Origin of the sequence: Dyadobacter tibetensis Y620-1 (assembly GCF_000566685.1) — a bacterium.
Classification (GTDB): domain Bacteria; phylum Bacteroidota; class Bacteroidia; order Cytophagales; family Spirosomataceae; genus Dyadobacter; species Dyadobacter tibetensis.
The window spans coordinates 17,841-36,351 of record NZ_AZQN01000011.1; the positions used below are offsets into that span (position 1 = coordinate 17,841).

The window sequence follows — 18,511 nt, forward strand, 5'->3', positions numbered from 1 at the left end:
GGTACTAAACTGTAATTTACTGATTTCGCCTATCATTGTAGTCAAAGTGATAAAAATTTAATAGATCCCTGTATTTTTATAAGCCTCCCTTGCCTGGTAATGTACTTTCATGTTTCATAATGAAAGGGTCCTTTCTATATGTGGCAGGGATTGTAGGCGTCTACGAGCAGTGCAAATTCCATAATTCTCGGGCTCCTGCCAGGACAGGGGGTAATGGAGAGTTTCGGAGTAGGACGAACTTGACGGTTTTCTCTTTTTTATATTTCTGATAGGCATCGGAATAGATTATTCTGATTAGGAATGGTCATGGCAGACTAAAATTCAATGGTAGCAACACGAGACTGAGGTTAACGCAAGGACGTAAGATCAATATAAGGAAGTTACTTTCGGAAATTTTTATTGTGGGCACGCTTTTTTTTTCATGGCCTGGTATTATAGGGTTCGCCGCCAGTGACAAAACCGAAATTCCACTTCTATTATGAATTTATTGATCCTTTTTGCCATACTATTAAGCCAACAATTGATGCCTAGAAAAATCCTTTTGTTTTTCGACCCAGCAAAATCCTCATTACTGCAGCTGCAAATGGACACCCTAGCACCCTATCAGGTAGGGATGCAAGAACGGGAACTTGAGATTTATTCCTTTCAAAAGGGCGGTCATTCAGAAGAATGGGTGAAATGGAAGGTGGATGCAAGCCATCCCTTTACTTTTATTTTGATAGGGAAGGATGGAACAGAAAAGTTTCGTTCTGAGGAAATTATAGGACATAAAAAATTATTTGGTCTTATTGATGCCATGCCCATGCGACGGTGGGAACTAGAGCGGAAAAATTAGTACTGGCACCCCTATTTTTTATTTAACATCAAAATTATTTAAGCATGAAAAACCATTTACGCCTAACGGCAAGCTTTACCATAATGCTAGCGCTCTTCATAACCAGCCATATGGCAAAAGCCCAGTTGTTCTTAGATGTAGAGTCTGGTGCGTTGTTTCCGGGATATAATGATGTTCGCATTCCAGGAGAATCTGGTACGAAAATTTCGTTTAAGGATGATTTACAGACAGAAGTGAGCCCATTTTTTAGATTAAGACTAGGTTATACTATTAAGTCAAGACATACCATTTCAGGCCTATACGCTCCATTAAATGTGACACCTAAGGGTATGGTCGGTTTTCCTGTTGATTTTGACGGGGAGACTTTTGCTGCCAATACTCCTCTGGATGCGAGCTACACGTTTAATTCCTATAGAATTACTTATCGATATGATCTGGTTAAAAGGCCTAAACTAGATTTCGGTCTCGGTTTTACGGCTAAAATCCGAGATGCCGAAATAGCCCTCTCCGGTAAAGGAGTGGAAGCATCCAAGAAAAATGTTGGCTTTGTCCCCATCGTAAATTTCAGACTCCATTATCGAATGAACGAAAAAATCGGCATTCTCTTGGAAGGCGATGCATTGGCCGCACCCCAGGGAAGGGCCGAAGATGTTCAGCTTGCCGGGACCTATAGATTTTCAGACCGCCTTACCGGTCGTATTGGTTATCGTCTTCTGGAAGGTGGCGCCGATAACGATGAGGTATATAATTTTACCTTGTTCCATTATGCCTCTGTTGGTCTCGCATATACCTTCAAAAGCAATTAACGTATTGGAGTCACTGCTTTAGAATACCGTCAGGTTCATGGATTTTTACGGATGTTAGGACCAAAAAGATCAATCTCAAATTTTTGTAAATAGCTCATAATTAGCATATAAGGGAATTGGGCCTAATCGATCTGGACTTATTGATAATACGCATGCTTAATAAAGAAATAGGGTAAGTGGGTATGAATGAAGAGCAATACTCAGGAGTCAATTTAAAGGCTTGAGCATGCACATGGCTTCCGCGAGCATACAGCCTGATAGCATAGGGGTCAATGCAACTGGATTATCATCTGCAGGAGCATTCCACCAATCTCCTCCATAGAGCATGGTTTTTTTATTCAATCCATTTTCAACCATCACGGTAGCAGACTTAGTAATGTAATGATGGAATTTTTCATGTGTGGCCGAATCCAGATCCGGTTCATTAACTAATTGCACAAAGTATCGAAAGAAAATCCCGTTGAATAACCCTCCATCTCCCGAAGTGGAATTAGCCAGAACCCCGTTGTTTGTCGACATATGGTCGATCACATAATTAGAGGCCTTTATGGCATCATCTAAGTATTTATCGTCTCCGGTGATTTTATATAGTTCATGAGCAGCGCCTATAAATGTCCCTTGATTGTAGCTGTAAATGGCCTGGTTTATTCCGCCATTGGCATCCATGTTGTCGTAAACTTTCCCTTCAACAGAATCATATAGGTTAGCTCTCAACCAAGAATATATTTTCACTGCTTCGTCTAAATATGCTTGCTTGGGCTTGACGCCCGGGTTTTCCAACTGTTCATATAGCCTAAAAATTTTTGCAGCGACAATCGCTCCAGGTCCATTTGAGCAAGCATTTTTAGTCTTTTCCACATCGGTTTTCCAAGTGATGCCACCATGCCAAGGTGCTTCAGTTTCCGGGCCCCAGTTAGTCCAAATCCAGTCATTGTACATCTGCTGCGCTTTGGATATATATTTTTCATCGTCTGTAGATTCATACATCCTGATCTGCGCCAATACGATCCATTCCATGTCATCCACAAACACATTCCACCAGGCATCTTCATCCCTGCCTGAAAAATTGTATTTCGGCGCTCCTTCCCACCAAAGGGGGAAATAGTCCAGGTAGAAGGAGTCCGAAGAACGGTTGTATGCATCTACCAACACATCCATGGCATGTGCCTGGGGCCAGTAGTGATTCGTGGTCATATTGGACAGGTCAGATCCATAATTGAAGTAATACCTGCCTTCATGCCCTTCAAAATTGGCTCCCCAAAAATGTTTGATCAAGGATCTACTCATACCTTCGGCTATATTTTCCCAATAGTCTTGGTCCTTTTTTGTTTCATTGGAATTTGTTTGAAGGGAGCTGTGACTGGTATTCCATTCTTCAGCCGTCAGGTTTTTACTTCCGAGAAAAGTGAAAACAAAAAGTGTTGATAAGGCTAGTAATAGATTGGCTTTTGGCATTTGAAACTAAATTTATTCTGTTGAAATTCAATCGATTTTTCCGAAACGTATGTGCTCCGAGATTCTTTGCTCTACCAGTGCTAGTTGGGGCAACTATAATCCCGAAGGGAAGACAGAATTGACAAATTATGTCACCCATGCGGGGTTTTAATTATAGAAATTAAATATAGCAATAATTATTTCACCACTTTGTGGTTCTGTGAGACTACAGATAAAACAATCTTGCTGATAGGTTCTTATCAAATTAAAATGGTATGCTTTAAAACCGAATTCCTACAAAGTAAAAGGGTTTCTAATTGCTTAGAAACCCTTTCTGCGTAGCGGGAGCTGGCCAGGATCGCCTGCCCGGTCGAACCATCGACCTTTGGGGTACGGGCCTGCCGAGCTTGCTTTTTTATATTTAGGTTTAAAAAGTAAAAGGGTTTCTAATTGCTTAGAAACCCTTTCTTCGTAGCGGGAGCTGGACTCGAACCAGCGACCTTTGGGTTATGAGCCCAACGAGCTACCAACTGCTCCATCCCGCGGTGTTGGTTAATCGGAGTGCAAATATACGACAATTGTTAACTAAAAAACAATTATTTTTGTAAAATATTTGAGACTGCGCTTCTCATTGACACCAAGAAAATACTTGAAATGACCATTACCAGCACCAATTGGCTGCATGGAAATGCCCATATTGTCCTCATTAAGAGACTACTTTGGGTATATCTCCTTTTTATGCTTTGCCGTATACTTTTTTATGCATTTAACACCGTTTTTTTTCCGGGAATAACGCCAAGTGGAGCTTTTCGGCTGTTCGTAGGGGGACTTAGGTTCGATACGGTGGCAATTTTTTACACCAACGTACTCTATATTCTGCTAATGTTAGTACCCTTCACTTTTAAATATGGAAAAGGTTATCAGCGTGCGTTGGATGTTCTTTATGTTTTTACCAATGCTATAGCTTTACTGGCCAATTGCTCTGATTTTATTTATTATAGGTTTACCATCAAACGAGCTACTTGGTCTATCCTAACGGAGTTTTCGCATCAGGATAATCTACCGCAAGTCTTTGGAGGATTTTTGATTTCTTATTGGTACGTGCTCGTTATATGGCTATTGATGGTCTACTCCCTTATCAGGGTGAGTCGAAAAGTTCGGCTGGGTAAAAGGCCTGAAGTGGGGATATGGAAGTTTGTTGCCGCTCACTCGATCCTTATGGGTATTTCAGTCGTCCTATTTGTTGCTGGAGTGAGAGGTGGATTTCTGCATAGCACCCGCCCTATAACCCTCAGCAATGCCGGGGAATATGTCAATAAACCTAAAGAAATGTTTATCGCCCTTAATACTCCTTTCTGCATCTATAAAACCATACAGCGGGATGACTATGAGCGGGCCACCTATTATTCCAATAACGAAGCGCTAAGGGCTATTTACGACCCTATTCATCCGGCATCTACTGGTGATACGTTATTTCAACCGAAAAATGTAGTTGTGCTTATTTGGGAAAGCTTCGGCAAGGAAATGGTGGGAGCCTATAATCAGGATTTAGAAAATGGTAGTTATAAGGGCTACACCCCTTTTGTGGACTCTCTCATGGGCCACAGTAGAGTCTTTTGGCACTCCTTTGCCAACGGTGCTAAATCTATAGAGGCTATTCCTTCGGTACTTACTAGCATACCTGGAATTAAAGAGCCTTTCATCACCACCAGATATACCGATAACGAGATTCCCAGTCTACCTAAAATGTTGGAAGAAAAGGGTTACCATACCTCCTTTTTTCATGGAGCGCCAAATGGCTCTATGGGCTTCCAAGCCTTTGTGAACTTGATAGGAGTTCAGCATTATTTTGGCAAATCAGAGTATGGAAACGATGCAGATTACGATGGGATCTGGGGTATCTGGGACGAAGAGTTTTTGCAGTTCTGGGCGAAAAAGATGAATGAGTTTCCGCAACCATTTCAAAGCACCCTCTTTACGGTTTCTTCTCATGACCCCTTCAATATTCCTACCCGATACAAAGATAAATTTCCGAAAGGTCCCCTACCCATCTATGAAACCATGGGGTATACCGACCAAGCTTTGAAGAAATTTTTCGAAGTTGCCAAAACTATGCCTTGGTATCGCAACACATTATTCGTGCTTACCGCCGATCACGCTGCCACCTTTGCCCACTATCCCCGATATCAGACTTCAGTGGGAAACTTTTCAGTGCCTGTTATTTTTTTCGCTCCAGCAGACAGTACGATGCGGGGTATCGATCGCCAAACATTGGTGCAGCAGATAGATATTTTACCTTCTGTTTTGAGTTATTTACATTATGATAAACCTTATTTTTCTTTTGGTAAAAATGTGTTTAGCCCTCCTGCCCTGAATTTTGCAGTCAACTACGACGGGGTATATCAATGGTTTAATGGAACTTATGTATTGCAATTTGATGGCCAGAAAACCGTAGGTTTGTATAATTATAGGCAAGACCAGCTTCTGAAGAAAAACCTTCGTGGAACCAATTTGGAGGTTCAAAAGCCCATGGAGGCTCAGATAAAGGCATTTATACAGCAATATAACAACCGGATGCTGGACGATAAGCTGGTGCCCTAAACTGAATAATAGAGGGAATTGACTCTCTGCGAAGAAAAAATGAAAAAATATAATGGAAAATAACGAAGAAAATAAACTCCATTTAAGGGACTTTCGTGCGGGTTTTGTGAGCATAATTGGAAGACCCAATGTAGGCAAATCCACCCTGATGAATGTGCTGGTAGGTGAACGGATGTCGATTATTACATCGAAAGCACAAACGACACGTCATCGGATCATGGGTATTCTCAATGGAATGCATGAGGATATCCCCTTTCAACTGGTCTATTCCGATACGCCCGGTGTTGTGAAACCGGCTTATAAGCTTCATGATTCTATGATGACTTTTGTGAAGGGGTCATTGGAAGATGCCGATGTGGTGTTATTTGTGGCAGAGATAGGAGAAAAGGCTGTCGACCATGAAGTTACTCCTCTTTTGGTCCGTACTGATGCGCCCGTGGTGCTTGTTCTTAATAAGATTGACCTTTCTGACGAAGAAACGGTGAACAGAAAAATAGCTGAGTGGGAGGAAGCCATTCAACCTGCTGCCATTATTCCTATTTCAGCGCTATTGAACGCCAATATCCAAACGCTTTTCGATGCAGTAATTACCCGGTTACCATTTCATCCTCCTTATTTTCAAGAAGATGAACTTACTGATAAGCCCGAACGTTTCTTTGCTTCGGAAATCATTAGGGAGAAAATCTTTCTAAACTATCGCCAAGAGATCCCATACAGCTCCGAAGTGGTCGTTTCTGAATTTAAGGAAAAAGATGATATCATCGTGATTCGCGCCGAAATTCTCGTCGAGCGTAAGAGTCAAAAAGGAATTATTATTGGAGAAAAGGGAGAAATGTTGAAACGGGTAGGCACCCAGGCCCGCCAAGATTTGGAAGCCTTTTTCGGCAAAAAAGTTTTTCTAGAACAACATGTAAAGGTAGAACCCGATTGGAGAAGCAAAGAAAACAAGCTTCGTCAGTTTGGGTACGGAGATTAAATAATTAATAACAGTGAATGGAGGAAAGAGCAATTTCTTTTTCCGGATCAATTAAAAATGCATTAGCGCAATTATGGCAAATATAATATCAATCGTAGGGAGACCCAATGTGGGTAAATCTACCCTGTTCAACAGGCTTATTGAGAGCCGCAAGGCCATTATGGACAATCAGAGTGGGGTGACTCGTGACCGTCACTATGGCTATGGAGAGTGGACTGATCAGTATTTTACGGTAATCGATACAGGTGGATATGTCGTGGGTTCCGAAGATATTTTTGAAGGTGCGATTCGTGAGCAGGTAGAGCTCGCTATCGAAGAATCTACGGTGGTACTTTTTATGGTAGATACCATGTCTGGACTTACAGACCTTGATAAGGACTTCGCAAACGTTCTAAGAAGATATGATAAACCAGTTTATTTGGTAGCCAATAAGGCAGAAACTACCGATCGTTATCATGCTGCTGCCGAATTTTATGAAATGGGGATAGGAGATGTTATATACCCTATCTCCGCTCAGACGGGCTTTGGTACTGGTGAGCTCTTAGATGAAGTGGTTAAACACTTTGATACAGCCGGTGTGGAAGATCCTGAAGCAGGAATTCCGCGCATCGCTATTATGGGTCGGCCCAATGTCGGTAAATCTTCTTTTCTAAACGTGTTGACTGGTACCGACCGAAGCATCGTTACCAATATTGCGGGGACCACACGTGACGCCATTCATACGCATTATAATGCTTTTGGGATGGAGTTTATCTTAACCGATACGGCAGGAATTCGCCGAAAGTCCAGAGTAAATGAGGATATAGAGTATTATTCCACGCTGCGTTCTGTCAAAGCAATGGAGGAGTCCGATGTGTGTATTGTTATTCTGGATGCTACCCAAGGTCTTGAAGGGCAGGACATGAATATAATTGGACAGGCTGATAAGGCCAAAAAGGGTATCGTTATCATGGTTAACAAATGGGACCTTATAGAAAAGGATTCTAAAACTGCGGATACCTACAAAAAACAACTCCTAGAAAGACTGGCACCAATGAATTACATGCCTATTATTTTCTCATCAGTGGTGGAAAAACAGAGAATTCACCAGGTGATTGAAAAGGCAATGGAGGTGTATCATAATAAGACCAAGAAAATTACAACTTCCAAGTTGAATGAAGTGATGCAGGCGGAAATAACCAAATATCCACCTCCGGCGCATAGAGGTAAGTATATCAATATCAAGTATATGATTCAACTACCCACCCCATCACCGACATTCGTCTTCTTTAGCAGTAATCCAAAGCATGTAAAGGAACCATATCTGCGCTATCTGGAGAATCGAATGCGTGAAAATTTTGATTTCTCGGGTGTGCCCATCACGATCTTCTTTAGAGAAAAGTAAAGAGCCCGGCCATTAACTTAAAACGTCTGTACCTAGTATGGGCGTTTTTTTATTGTATCCTGGTCGTTATTTTAGGCATATATTTCCTTTTTAAGGCCTTTTCAGGTAATGCATCGCGGTCTTAAAAAATTATTTAAGCCGTATGCAACCCTATGGATTATTTTCCCATCTATAGATCGTAGATCTTGTAGAAAAAACTTTTTTGAAAAAAATATGTAAAAACAAGGTACTATGTATTGCAAGATACCAGATAAAACACATATATTTGTAAGGTCAAGGAGTTAACTCAATAAGCTATTCGTTTTTTTAAACATTTGTAAGCCCAGGAGCCATGAAAATATTACTGTCTTTCTTACTAATACTAACCATAAGTGTGCAGGCGCAGGCTAGTGGCTATGCTCATAACATGTTTGTGGCTCATAAAAAGTTGCAGACTAAGAAAGAGGCTCCTAAGGTAATGGATAAATACCCTAAGGAGCATACTTCAGTGGTCAGGACTCAAAAAATCTCCTTATCTAACCAGGCTCAGTTCTCTAATGCCGACCAGGCCGAAGACAGAAAAGCAATATTCAGCTCCCTGAATCCAGGGATGTTACACGAAAGCCGGCTCAATATTTTTGAGATAGAAGAAGATGATGATTCCAAAAGTGCCACCAAGACCATCATATCGGCACTTGTCGAAGGAGTAAAGCGCATGGTCATGGCTATTTTTAGCATCAGAGGATAATTTTTTATAATATCACATAGAAAAAGGATGGTGATGAGCCATCCTTTTTCTATGAATTAGGCAACTATATTAGTAAGAGTACCGATAGGTTCAATAGTGATATGAACGATATCACCACTGTGCAAGGTGAAATCGGAAGGGGGAATAATGCCAGTTCCTGTCATGAGATAGCACCCAGTTGGGAAACTTAGCTCACGGAATAGGTAGTCTAGCAGTTCATCAGGAGTTCGTTTCATTTGCGAAAGCAATACTTCTTCATTGAATACTTCCACACCCTGGCGAATGATCGATAGGTCAATGACCGTATCTCCAGCCAGGGCTGTTTTACTGACATAGAGGCATGGACCAAGTGCCGCACTGCCAGTATAAGATTTGGCTTGTGGCAGATACAAAGGATTTTCGCCCTCTATGCTTCTCGACGACATATCATTGCCAATGGTATATCCTACCAGGGTTCCATCGGAAGTGGCAAAGAGCGTAAGCTCAGGTTCAGGGACGTCCCAGCCCGAATCTTTACGGATTCTTACTTCCCCATGGTTGCCCACGACCCGCCAAGCAGAAGATTTAAAGAACAGCTCGGGTCGCTCGGCATCGTATACACGGTCATAAAAGCTGCCTCCACCGGCCTTTTCGGACTCTTCCATACGGGCCGTCCGGCTTCTAAAATAGGTAACGCCCGAGGCCCAGACCTCCTGGCTGCCAATGGGCGCTAATACGGGATTAGAAATTTCCTCATCTGAAAGGGGAACGGCGATTAAAGTGGTCGTCTGTTGTTCCAGCCAATCGTAAAGGTCGTTTCGGTTTACCACCACATCCCAGTCCTGCTCATGAAGGCGATAATAACGATCTTCGTGTTCCAGTAGTATGCCGTGTTCGGTTTTGAATAGTTTCATCAGGATACTGACGTTTAGTATGGTCTATAAAAGTCAGGTAAGTACATTGTTTACCCGCCCTATAACTTACTATTCCAAGTCCCATTTGGGCTATCGTCTTTGCCATTTCCGGGAAACAGCTTATAATTTGTCCTTAAGGAAATCGGCCGTATGATTATCTTCTAGTTTGGCCATTTGCTCAGGGGTGCCTTCAAAGGTAAGGTATCCGCCTCCATCTCCCCCTTCGGGCCCCAGGTCGATGATCCAGTCGGCACATTTGATAACTTCCATATTATGCTCGATCACGATTACACTATCCCCCTGCTCTACCAATGCATTGATGGCTTTAAGGAGTTTTTTTATATCGTGAAAATGAAGACCGGTAGTGGGCTCGTCAAAGATGAAGAGGGTTTTACCCTTATGAGCTCCCCCTTTTCCCAGGAAAGAGGCTAATTTTACCCTCTGCGCTTCCCCACCAGAAAGGGTATTGGATGACTGCCCTAAGCCGATATAGCCTAGTCCTACCTGCTGCAAAGGTTTGAGCCTTTCCGTAAGTCTTGGTTCCTTGGCTTCGAAGAAGCTTATGGCCTCATCGACGGTCATATCCAGGATATCGGCTACATCTTTATCGTCGTATTTTACCTCCAGCACTTCTTGCTTAAATCGTCTACCATTACAGCCTTCACAGGTTAGGTATATATCGGCCATAAATTGCATTTCGATTTTTACCTGACCCTCACCCTGGCAAACCTCACATCTACCCCCATCCACATTAAAGGAGAAGTGGGAGGGTTTGTATCCTCTGGATTTTGCTAAAGGTCGCTCGGACATCATCTGTCGGATATGGTCGTATGCCTTAATGTAGGTGACAGGGTTGGAGCGGGATGACTTACCAATAGGATTTTGGTCGATCATCTCAATGGCCTCTATCCGGTCGAGGCTACCTGTAAGTTCGGTAAATCGGCCAACCTCTTCACTAAACTCCCCTTTGGCCCGCATCAGTGCCGGATATAGTATTTTTCGGATTAGAGTGGATTTCCCCGAACCACTCACGCCTGTAACCACTGTGAGTGTATTGAGCGGAATGCGTACATTAATATCTTTGAGGTTATGTTCTCTGGCTCCTTTTACCTCTATAAAATGCAGGGCTTTTCGGCGGGAATATGGTACTTCTATCTGATCTTGATGTAAAAGGAAGCGCAGAGTATGGCTGGGTATTTCAGATGTATATTCTGCCAGTTCTTCCTTATTCTGACTTTTTAGATCCTGCCAGCTTCCCTGGAAAATAAGCGATCCTCCCCCCGTTCCAGCCTCGGGTCCGATGTCTATAATCTGATCGGCGGCATGCATGACCTCTTCTTCATGCTCCACTACAATTACAGTATTTCCCAGGTCTCGCAGCGACTCCAGAACCCCTACGAGGCGCTTCGTATCCCTTGGATGAAGCCCGATGCTTGGTTCGTCTAAGATATACATAGATCCTACCAGCGCACTGCCAAGGGAGGTGGCTAGCTTAATACGTTGGAATTCTCCACCTGACAGACTGTTGGTAAGTCTATTAAGGGTTAGATACCCCAGACCTACCCGACACATGTATTCCAACCGCGATTCAATTTCTGTCAAAATGCGTTTGGCTACTTGTCTGTCATTCTCAGATAGTTCTAATTCGTTAAAAAATCTAGATACTTCATGAATGGGCATGAGCACTAGGTCAGTAATAGAACTCCCCCCCACTTTGACATAAGAAGCATCCTGACGTAGCCTGGAGCCACGGCACTCCGGACAGGTCGTGCGGCCGCGGTATCTGGAGAGCATAACCCGATATTGAATTTTATGCGTTTGCTTTTCAAGTTCTGCTATAAATCCATTAATTCCGGTAAAATATTGGTTACCCGACCATAATAAGTCTCGCTGCTCTTGGGTGAGATCTTTATATGGGCGATGTATAGGGAAATCGAATTTATCTGCCGCCCTGACAAGTGGTGTCAGCCATTCACTCATTTTTTCAGTGCGCCATGGAGCAATGGCACCTTCATAGACCGATAATGATTTGTCGGGAATGACCAGGTCCGGGTCTATGCCCAGTATTTTCCCAAAGCCTTCGCATCGCTTGCAGGCCCCGTAAGGGTTGTTAAAGCTAAACAAATTGACCGAGGGCTCTTCGAATACGATTCCATCGAGTTCGAATTTATCAGAATAGGTACTGCGGTTTCCACCATATACCTGGACGATACAAATTCCTTCTCCTTCAAAAAATGCCGTCTGAACCGAATCAGAGATTCGATATTGGGTGTCTTCATCCTCATGACGTACGCTGGCTCTATCGATCAGTACAAAAAGCTCAGCTTCTGTTTCCAGTAGGTCTTTTTTTTCCAGTAATTCTTCTATTTCAATCACCTCACCGTTCCTAATCACCCTATTATATCCTTTGGATAATAGCAAACCCAGCTCTATTTCCAATGATCGTCCCGATCTAATGATAAGCGGGGTTTGAATGAGCACCCGAGTCCCTTCCTCAAGAGACAGTATATCATTGACCACATCGGTCACTGTATCTTTCTGTACCTGTTGTCCCGACACTGGAGAAAAAGTATGACCTACTCGGGCAAATAAAAGCTTCAGATAATCATAAATCTCTGTGGAGGTCCCCACTGTGGAGCGTGGATTTCTCGTGTTTACCTTTTGCTCTATGGCAATCGCTGGAGAAATGCCTTTGATATATTCCACGGCAGGTTTTTCCATGCGCCCCAGAAATTGACGGGCATAGCTGCTCAAACTCTCCACATACATGCGTTGTCCTTCAGCAAATAAGGTATCGAAGGCCAGAGAGGACTTCCCTGATCCCGACAACCCGGTGATAACGACCAATTTGTTGCGAGGAATAGCTACATCCAGATTCTTCAGATTGTTAACATTGGCTCCTTTAATCAAAATATAGGATCGCGGATCTAAAGTGTTAAACTCGGAGGCCTCGATGCGGGGCAGGGTCAATAATGTCATACGGATTTTACTGGTCAATAGCTGGGTCAATTCAATTTAACCCTTAACTGGTAATTAACCCAAAAATCGTTCCTTTAGTTTAGCTTTCCTAGAAAGAGATGACCATAGACTGGAAAATGGATGCTCATAATGGCCATTTACTTGTACTGCAAGACCATTTTACTCTTTAAGACGCGCCAGAATTAACCCATATTTTTCATAATATACCTGAGCAATATTTTTCATATCTAGGCTTGCCTTACGCGCAAAGACGGTCTCTCCGGGTTCGGGCTTTCTTTCTGATGCAAATTGTTTAGAATAAAAATGAAAACTAGGCGTATAATGATTAAGTACGATAATATTCGTAAGTCCTTTCTCCTGTGCCACCAAGGCTGCTTCCTTAACCGGCATCTGTAGGAGAAGACCGAGCCGGGGCATCCATACGACGTTAATGGTCACCAAAAATACTAGGCCCAGAAGGGTGGCCCTCAGCTCCAATGGGGCCTTGGAAGACCACCATACTCCAACTAAGATTATTACCAGTCCCGCCATCCATAGAATATAATAATGCCCAAATACACTGGCGGCTCCCTTCATCACATCCAAGGCATATTCATCTTGAATATAGTTAGTGACAAACGGGAGTACGAAGGGGATCGTAGCCAGAATAATGAGTAGTAGAATACTGGGCCAAAACATAACTGGGCGCTTATTCTGCTCCATAAACTTGCCTCCAATCACACATAAAGGTGTGTAACCATAGATGATATAATGATGTAATTTGGTACCTGACAGAGAAAACAGGACGAAAACAAAAAGGAACCAAATGAGAAGGAACGAAAACCATCGGTCGGAGAAAAGCTTGCCTAGGGGGCGTAGGGATTGAAGTATGACTCCTGTAAAAGGCATAAGTCCTAGTAATAATATCGGAACGAAGTACCAGATGCTTCCGTAGTGCCCTTCAAATGCAGTCTGGAAACGGTTGACATTATGAGAGAGAAAAAAACCTTCAATAAAGCGCATTCCAGAAGTCTGGTAGGCCAAGAGGTACCAGGGGCCCGCTATTAGGAGAAAAATCAGAATTCCCAAGGGGCTAAGGAGTTTAGGAATCAGTTTCCACTGTCGGTGAAGAAGGATATAAAGAACAAATGTCGATCCGGGAACCAGAAGGGCAATGGGCCCTTTGGCCAGAAAACCTATGGCACTAAGAAAATAGCCTATCCAGACCCAATATTTAGAGCCATTTGCGGATCCCTTATAAAGGCTGAACATGGTCCCTGCCAGACAGGCATTCAATAATGAATCGGCTAGGGCGGCCTTCCCAATAATAGTGATTTGAAGGGAGGATGCGGCTATAAGCGTAGCGAAGAAGGCCGCTCGTTCGCCGAGTTTTCGTTTAGTAAAGTAATAAATAAAATACATCCACAATAGGGCTGCCAGCGCTGAGGGTAGTCTAATAGCCATTTCATTCCAGCCGAGTACTGCAGTGCTGGCATACTGAAGCCAATTGGTAAGAGGAGGTTTATCGAAACGTTGTTCCTGATTGACAAAGGTTGAAATGAAGTCATTTCGGAGAACCATTTCCCGGGTGCCTTCAGCAAAGAATGCTTCGTCTTCATCAAAGAGTGGGGCCTGCCCTAGTCCCCAGAGGAAACTAAAACCCACAAATAATAATATAAATATCTTTCGACTTAAAGGGGTAAATGCGATCATAGCTGTCATTAAAAGCGGAGTAAACCGCGATCGAGGTCTCCTTTGGCAAAATTGGTGGCGAAGCGTTCTACCAGAATTAGGGAGGCAACGGCAAATACTCCACCAGTCATAGCACCTACCCAGACATCGGCGGGGAAGTGTGCTAATAAATACATCCTTGTAAAGGCGACCAGGGTAGCAGCCATGAGGCAGGCTCCCTGAATCCATTTTGGACGGCTATAAAGGGCAATAGTCATAAAGAGCGCAAAGGCTGAGGTCGTATGGCCAGAAGGAAAGCTCCCGTGCTGAAGCAGCGTTACATCTGGAATCAGATGCATGTTGGGGAGGTGCGAGGCTAGCACTACAGGCGGTCGAAGGGCTTGTGTGAAAACCATTCGCTTGAGAAACTGCACGAATAATCCAGAAAATAAATAAGATATCAAGATACAGCCCCCTAGCCGGTAGGAAATCAGGAGCGTCAAGATTCCAATAATGATGCAAAAAATACCGTCTCCTAAATGGGTAAGGTAGGGCATGGTGGCGTCGAAAATTGGATTCCAGGCATCATTAATTGCAAACAGTATTTGATTTTGCCCGAAAATGGCCTGTGCAATTCCTAAAATAATCCATATACTAAAGAAAAATAGTAGAAATCTGCGCTTGGCGGGGATCATGGCTAATGGAGATATAGTTGTGAGGATGTGGTGAAGCTGGCCCCTTTAGCCAGATCAAATATAGGTTGAGCATTATGTTCGAAGTTGGTAACGTCCGACATGCAGTCCGTCAGAATAACGAGCTTGGATACTAGCTCTGGAGCATGATCTATGATCTGCCGGATGCTGGTGGCTACGCAGTGAGAGCGGGCTTCGCCACAGATTAGTATGCGATCGAATCCTGACAGATGGTTAAGAAGACCCCGGTTCAGCTCTGTTTCTGAGTCACCAGGAACTGGTATTTGTGCTCTGAAAATTCCAAAATGTTCACTCAGGGGATTTATCCCTTTATATATAGGGGTATAATCCCGCCCCACCCGATGTGTCCAAGCCAATAGAGCGTTGGATATACTTTCATCCAGCGCAGCTCCTGGCGTTCCCGCAAGGCAATGCTCAGGCCATATAATATGATGGAAACCCTTCTGCTCCTCTAGTTTTTTTAAATATTGGAGTACATAAGGTGCATGGTAGCGAGGCGTCCAGCGCCCTTCTTGCACCGCTTGTGCCGTAATAGTCGTGAAAGGAGCTATGGAATTGCCGTTTGGATCCTCCCAGAACATAGGGTGAGCGATGTCCATTACCCGATGGGTGTCCAGCGATACGAAAATCTCTGTAAGGGCTTGCCCATGTTGGTTGATAAGGCCTGCGATGCGGAGTACATCCTGTTCAGCCCCGGGAACGAACAGTGCTCCATTAGGGCTGCAAAAGTCAAATTGTGCATCAATGATTAATAAGGCGGTTTTCGTGTCCATCTGACATTAAGGGGTTGGTGAATAAACCCTTAAAGATCCAAATTTCCGAAAACAAAATTCAAGGCAGATTAGTAGGAAGTTAAAAGATTGTTAAGATTGTATGTCTCGAGGCAGGCCCAGTTGTTGGGCATACCCTTTAGAACAGAGCGTAAAAAGCAGAGTAAGCATCCGATTCAAATCAGAGATATAATCAATCCGATAGTCTGGGTCGAGGCGATTGAAGGCATTTATAACAGTCTGGGCCTTTTTGGCCAGATATAAGGCGCATTTATCGGCTCTGGACGAATAGGTTCTTAACATATTCTGGTTCTCTTCCATAAATCGGAGTAAGAGAAACAAGTTCATATCCAGAGCTGCAGGCTTGTCTTTGGTCACCTTAACATGATAAGAGATCATCCCGCTTATATCTCGCATATCCATCATCAGCCAGCCAGGGGTACCATGATCCCCCTGAGCGCTTCTCTCTATTCTGTCGCGGATTTCCTCCCGCCTATCATCCAGTGTGAGGCCTTCTTCCAATAATTCATAATGAAGCTTGTCTACTAAAACCTTGTCTTTGGCGATCAATCGGAGTAAAATTTTGTCTTTCTCCTTTGTGGGCATTTGTAGAATCGCCTTTTTTAGAGCGTCAGGTAAGGCCATGGTACTAATTGGTAATATTATGAATTTAAAAAATTGCGTAAGTATAGTTCCTCATAGTGAAATAATCAATTAATTTTCTCCTACCATACATTCGGATCCTGGGTAGATAACTGTGCCAAAGGTATAATGGTCATCCTTTTTATATAAATGTGTGGCATATGGCTGTAAGGCCTTGACCGTTAGCGAATAATAACCAATATTGAAAAAAATACAACAGACTTAAATTTCATAAACTTAATAAATGCGTCTAAATTGCATTTTTTTTCACTCCAACGACAATTATAGGGTTTTATGATATCAGTGGCCATGTGCACTTATGGAGGGGAAAAGTTTCTGCCCCTACAACTTGAAAGCATTGCGAAGCAAACGGTCCAGGTAGATGAATTAGTGGTATGTGATGACCGTTCTAAAGATAACACCCTTGCCGTTTTAAAAGCCTTCGCAGAGAAGGTGACTTTTCCGGTTCGTATCATTCAGAACGAAGACAATCTAGGTTCTACCCGGAACTTTGAGAAATGTTTGTCTTTATGTCAGGGAGAGTTTATTTTGCTTACCGACCAGGATGATATTTGGAGAGAAGACCGGGTAGCAAAACAAATAGGATTCTTAAAAAAACATACAGACCAGGATGCCGTATTCTCGAATGCGATGATGATCGATGATGACTCCAGGCCTACTGGCAAGAGCATTTGGGAGGAAATAGAATTTGACAAGGAAAAGCAACATAAATGGAAACAGGGCAAGGCCCATGAAATACTGTTCAATGGATTTGTAGTGACAGGGGCCACTCTGGCTATTCGGAGCAGTTGTTTGGAACGGTTGATGCCCTTCCCCACCCATGTGCCCGATCTTATTCATGATGCATGGATTGCGATGATACTGGGACTTGAGAACAAAATTTCATTTATAAATGAAAACCTGATTAGCTACCGGATTCATGCGAGTCAACAAGTAGGATTTGGTAGTAAAACGGAATACATTAGCCTTAAGGAGCGCATGTCCCGGGATCGCCAGGAAAAATTAATTCCTCTGAAAGCCAAGGCGGACAAGCTTAATGGGTTATACTTATTACTCCGATCCATCTCCTTTGTCCCCAGAGAGAAGTTGATCAAGTTATATCTGGCCAAGCGTCATTTTGAGCGAAGGTCTTCTCTACCCAATAACAGGCTCTTGAGAGTAGTTCCCATCGTCAACCAGGTTCTGCGGGGCAATTATCAATTTAGTAGTAAGGATTGGTGGATACCTGCTATTGGCGATTTGTTGGAATAAAATAAAGCTATGCCATCTAAATTTATCTCTTTGAACCCACCCGTTGCGGTGGTAATACCCGTCTATAAGTCTCAACTTACGGTATCCGAGCGTATATCGCTTGAGCAGTGTATCAAGATACTCTCAGCCTATCCTATTATAGTGGCCAAACCTCAGAGTTTATGCTTATCGAATCTCTTGGCCGAGTATCCTAATTTAGAGACTGTGTCTTTTGAAGACCGATATTTTAGCAACATAGCGGGATATAACGCTTTACTTATTTCTCCTCATTTCTATGGAATGTTCAGAATGTACGAGTTCGTTCTGATCTACCAGCTCGATGCCTATGTCTTTCGAGATGAGCTGGAGCAATGGTGTGAAGCGGGCTACGATTATATTGGTGCACCCTCCTTGCATCATACTGCTTTCGATTCTCTTTCAGAAATGGAGGCCGCTACTTTCTCCAATGCTCTGAGTACACATCGAATTGTGCTTAATGGTGGGCTGTCGCTTCGGCGGATTCCGGCTATTCTTCGTTACCTGAGCATTTACAATATATTTTATCCGGTCTGGAAAGGCAACGAGGACATGCTTTTCTCTCAGGATGCTACCCGCCTCATGCCCATGAAGTTATTTTTAAAAACACCTACCTGGAAAAAGGCCCTGCATTTTGCTTTTGAAAAGAGTCCTGCCGCTTCATATGCGCTTACCGGCGGACAATTGCCTTTTGCCTGCCATGCCTGGGAACGTTATGACCCTTCTTTCTGGTTGACCCATATTCATACGAATGGGTAGGGGGTTTAACAATTTTTAACAAACTATAACCCATTAATTGTCGTTTTTTGTAGGT

Annotated in this window: 15 protein-coding genes and 1 tRNA gene; 8 read left to right on the plus strand and 8 right to left on the minus strand. The window is 43.2% G+C overall.

Translation table 11 applies throughout. From position 1 onward, the window contains the following. Positions 1 to 478: 478 nt before the first annotated feature. Both X939_RS0120585 and X939_RS0120590 read left to right on the plus strand, forming a co-directional pair. A complete protein-coding gene (locus X939_RS0120585) occupies positions 479 to 835 on the plus strand; it encodes a DUF4174 domain-containing protein (RefSeq protein ID WP_084299590.1) in 357 nt (118 codons plus the stop codon). Positions 836 to 879: 44 nt separating this feature from the next. Further along, positions 880 to 1,641 carry a hypothetical protein gene (locus X939_RS0120590; protein ID WP_025765166.1) on the plus strand — a complete coding sequence of 254 codons (762 nt, stop codon included), beginning with the start codon at positions 880 to 882 and terminating at the stop codon, positions 1,639 to 1,641. Between the two features lie 207 nt (positions 1,642 to 1,848). Here X939_RS0120590 and X939_RS0120595 read toward each other — a convergent pair whose 3' ends face one another. Together X939_RS0120595 and X939_RS0120600 are read right to left on the minus strand one after the other, a co-directional pair. Continuing rightward, positions 1,849 to 3,096 (minus strand): glycoside hydrolase family 76 protein, encoded by a 1,248-nt coding sequence (locus X939_RS0120595; RefSeq protein ID WP_025765167.1) that lies wholly within the window; start codon positions 3,094 to 3,096, stop codon positions 1,849 to 1,851. A 451-nt stretch (positions 3,097 to 3,547) separates the two neighbouring features. Continuing rightward, positions 3,548 to 3,620: transfer RNA gene (locus tag X939_RS0120600), tRNA-Met, on the minus strand. Positions 3,621 to 3,729: 109 nt separating this feature from the next. Here X939_RS0120600 and X939_RS0120605 point away from each other — a divergent pair. From X939_RS0120605 to X939_RS23240, 4 genes are all read left to right on the plus strand, one after another. Next, the gene (locus tag X939_RS0120605; RefSeq protein WP_025765168.1) at positions 3,730 to 5,676 is read left to right on the plus strand and encodes an LTA synthase family protein; all 1,947 of its coding nucleotides are present in this window, start codon (positions 3,730 to 3,732) and stop codon (positions 5,674 to 5,676) included. Positions 5,677 to 5,728: 52 nt separating this feature from the next. Continuing rightward, positions 5,729 to 6,652: a GTPase Era gene (era, locus tag X939_RS0120610; protein WP_025765169.1), complete on the plus strand. Its 924-nt coding sequence runs from the start codon at positions 5,729 to 5,731 to the stop codon at positions 6,650 to 6,652. A 73-nt stretch (positions 6,653 to 6,725) separates the two neighbouring features. Beyond that, positions 6,726 to 8,036, plus strand: a complete 1,311-nt coding sequence (gene der, locus X939_RS0120615) for a ribosome biogenesis GTPase Der (RefSeq protein ID WP_025765170.1) — start codon at positions 6,726 to 6,728, stop codon at positions 8,034 to 8,036. A gap of 331 nt (positions 8,037 to 8,367) precedes the next feature. After that, complete coding sequence (locus X939_RS23240; RefSeq protein WP_025765171.1) at positions 8,368 to 8,763, plus strand: hypothetical protein; 396 nt, start codon at positions 8,368 to 8,370, stop codon at positions 8,761 to 8,763. Between the two features lie 56 nt (positions 8,764 to 8,819). On the opposite strand, the gene X939_RS0120625 is transcribed toward X939_RS23240, so the two are convergent. The 6 genes from X939_RS0120625 to X939_RS0120650 all read right to left on the minus strand — a co-directional run bounded on the left by X939_RS0120625 (position 8,820) and on the right by X939_RS0120650 (position 16,413). Next, positions 8,820 to 9,656 carry a fumarylacetoacetate hydrolase family protein gene (locus X939_RS0120625; RefSeq protein ID WP_025765172.1) on the minus strand — a complete coding sequence of 279 codons (837 nt, stop codon included), beginning with the start codon at positions 9,654 to 9,656 and terminating at the stop codon, positions 8,820 to 8,822. Between the two features lie 120 nt (positions 9,657 to 9,776). After that, entirely contained in the window at positions 9,777 to 12,635 is a 2,859-nt protein-coding gene (gene uvrA, locus X939_RS0120630; RefSeq protein WP_025765173.1) for an excinuclease ABC subunit UvrA, read from the minus strand. 159 nt (positions 12,636 to 12,794) lie between these two features. Next, positions 12,795 to 14,327, minus strand: a complete 1,533-nt coding sequence (locus X939_RS0120635) for an ArnT family glycosyltransferase (protein WP_198034464.1) — start codon at positions 14,325 to 14,327, stop codon at positions 12,795 to 12,797. 8 nt (positions 14,328 to 14,335) lie between these two features. Further along, on the minus strand, positions 14,336 to 14,980 hold the full coding sequence (locus X939_RS0120640; protein WP_025765175.1) for a phosphatase PAP2 family protein: 645 nt from the start codon (positions 14,978 to 14,980) through the stop codon (positions 14,336 to 14,338). A gap of 2 nt (positions 14,981 to 14,982) precedes the next feature. Continuing rightward, positions 14,983 to 15,771 carry a cysteine hydrolase family protein gene (locus X939_RS0120645; protein WP_025765176.1) on the minus strand — a complete coding sequence of 263 codons (789 nt, stop codon included), beginning with the start codon at positions 15,769 to 15,771 and terminating at the stop codon, positions 14,983 to 14,985. A 90-nt stretch (positions 15,772 to 15,861) separates the two neighbouring features. Then, complete coding sequence (locus X939_RS0120650) at positions 15,862 to 16,413, minus strand: hypothetical protein (RefSeq protein ID WP_025765177.1); 552 nt, start codon at positions 16,411 to 16,413, stop codon at positions 15,862 to 15,864. Between the two features lie 291 nt (positions 16,414 to 16,704). On the opposite strand from X939_RS0120650, the gene X939_RS0120655 reads away from it, so the two are divergent. Both X939_RS0120655 and X939_RS0120660 read left to right on the plus strand, forming a co-directional pair. Continuing rightward, positions 16,705 to 17,682 (plus strand): glycosyltransferase family 2 protein, encoded by a 978-nt coding sequence (locus tag X939_RS0120655; protein WP_025765178.1) that lies wholly within the window; start codon positions 16,705 to 16,707, stop codon positions 17,680 to 17,682. 9 nt (positions 17,683 to 17,691) lie between these two features. After that, positions 17,692 to 18,456, plus strand: coding sequence for a DUF5672 family protein (locus X939_RS0120660; protein ID WP_044200236.1), 765 nt, complete (start codon positions 17,692 to 17,694; stop codon positions 18,454 to 18,456). The last annotated feature ends 55 nt before the right edge of the window (positions 18,457 to 18,511 follow it).

Coding starts and splice junctions, on each gene's coding strand:
- X939_RS0120585 (WP_084299590.1), top strand. CDS start 479: ATGAATTTATTGATCCTTTTTGCCATACTATTAAGCCAACAATTGATG.
- X939_RS0120590 (WP_025765166.1), top strand. CDS start 880: ATGAAAAACCATTTACGCCTAACGGCAAGCTTTACCATAATGCTAGCG.
- X939_RS0120595 (WP_025765167.1), bottom strand. CDS start 3,096: ATGCCAAAAGCCAATCTATTACTAGCCTTATCAACACTTTTTGTTTTC.
- X939_RS0120605 (WP_025765168.1), top strand. CDS start 3,730: ATGACCATTACCAGCACCAATTGGCTGCATGGAAATGCCCATATTGTC.
- era (WP_025765169.1), top strand. CDS start 5,729: ATGGAAAATAACGAAGAAAATAAACTCCATTTAAGGGACTTTCGTGCG.
- der (WP_025765170.1), top strand. CDS start 6,726: ATGGCAAATATAATATCAATCGTAGGGAGACCCAATGTGGGTAAATCT.
- X939_RS23240 (WP_025765171.1), top strand. CDS start 8,368: ATGAAAATATTACTGTCTTTCTTACTAATACTAACCATAAGTGTGCAG.
- X939_RS0120625 (WP_025765172.1), bottom strand. CDS start 9,656: ATGAAACTATTCAAAACCGAACACGGCATACTACTGGAACACGAAGAT.
- uvrA (WP_025765173.1), bottom strand. CDS start 12,635: ATGACATTATTGACCCTGCCCCGCATCGAGGCCTCCGAGTTTAACACT.
- X939_RS0120635 (WP_198034464.1), bottom strand. CDS start 14,327: ATGATCGCATTTACCCCTTTAAGTCGAAAGATATTTATATTATTATTT.
- X939_RS0120640 (WP_025765175.1), bottom strand. CDS start 14,980: ATGATCCCCGCCAAGCGCAGATTTCTACTATTTTTCTTTAGTATATGG.
- X939_RS0120645 (WP_025765176.1), bottom strand. CDS start 15,771: ATGGACACGAAAACCGCCTTATTAATCATTGATGCACAATTTGACTTT.
- X939_RS0120650 (WP_025765177.1), bottom strand. CDS start 16,413: ATGGCCTTACCTGACGCTCTAAAAAAGGCGATTCTACAAATGCCCACA.
- X939_RS0120655 (WP_025765178.1), top strand. CDS start 16,705: ATGATATCAGTGGCCATGTGCACTTATGGAGGGGAAAAGTTTCTGCCC.
- X939_RS0120660 (WP_044200236.1), top strand. CDS start 17,692: ATGCCATCTAAATTTATCTCTTTGAACCCACCCGTTGCGGTGGTAATA.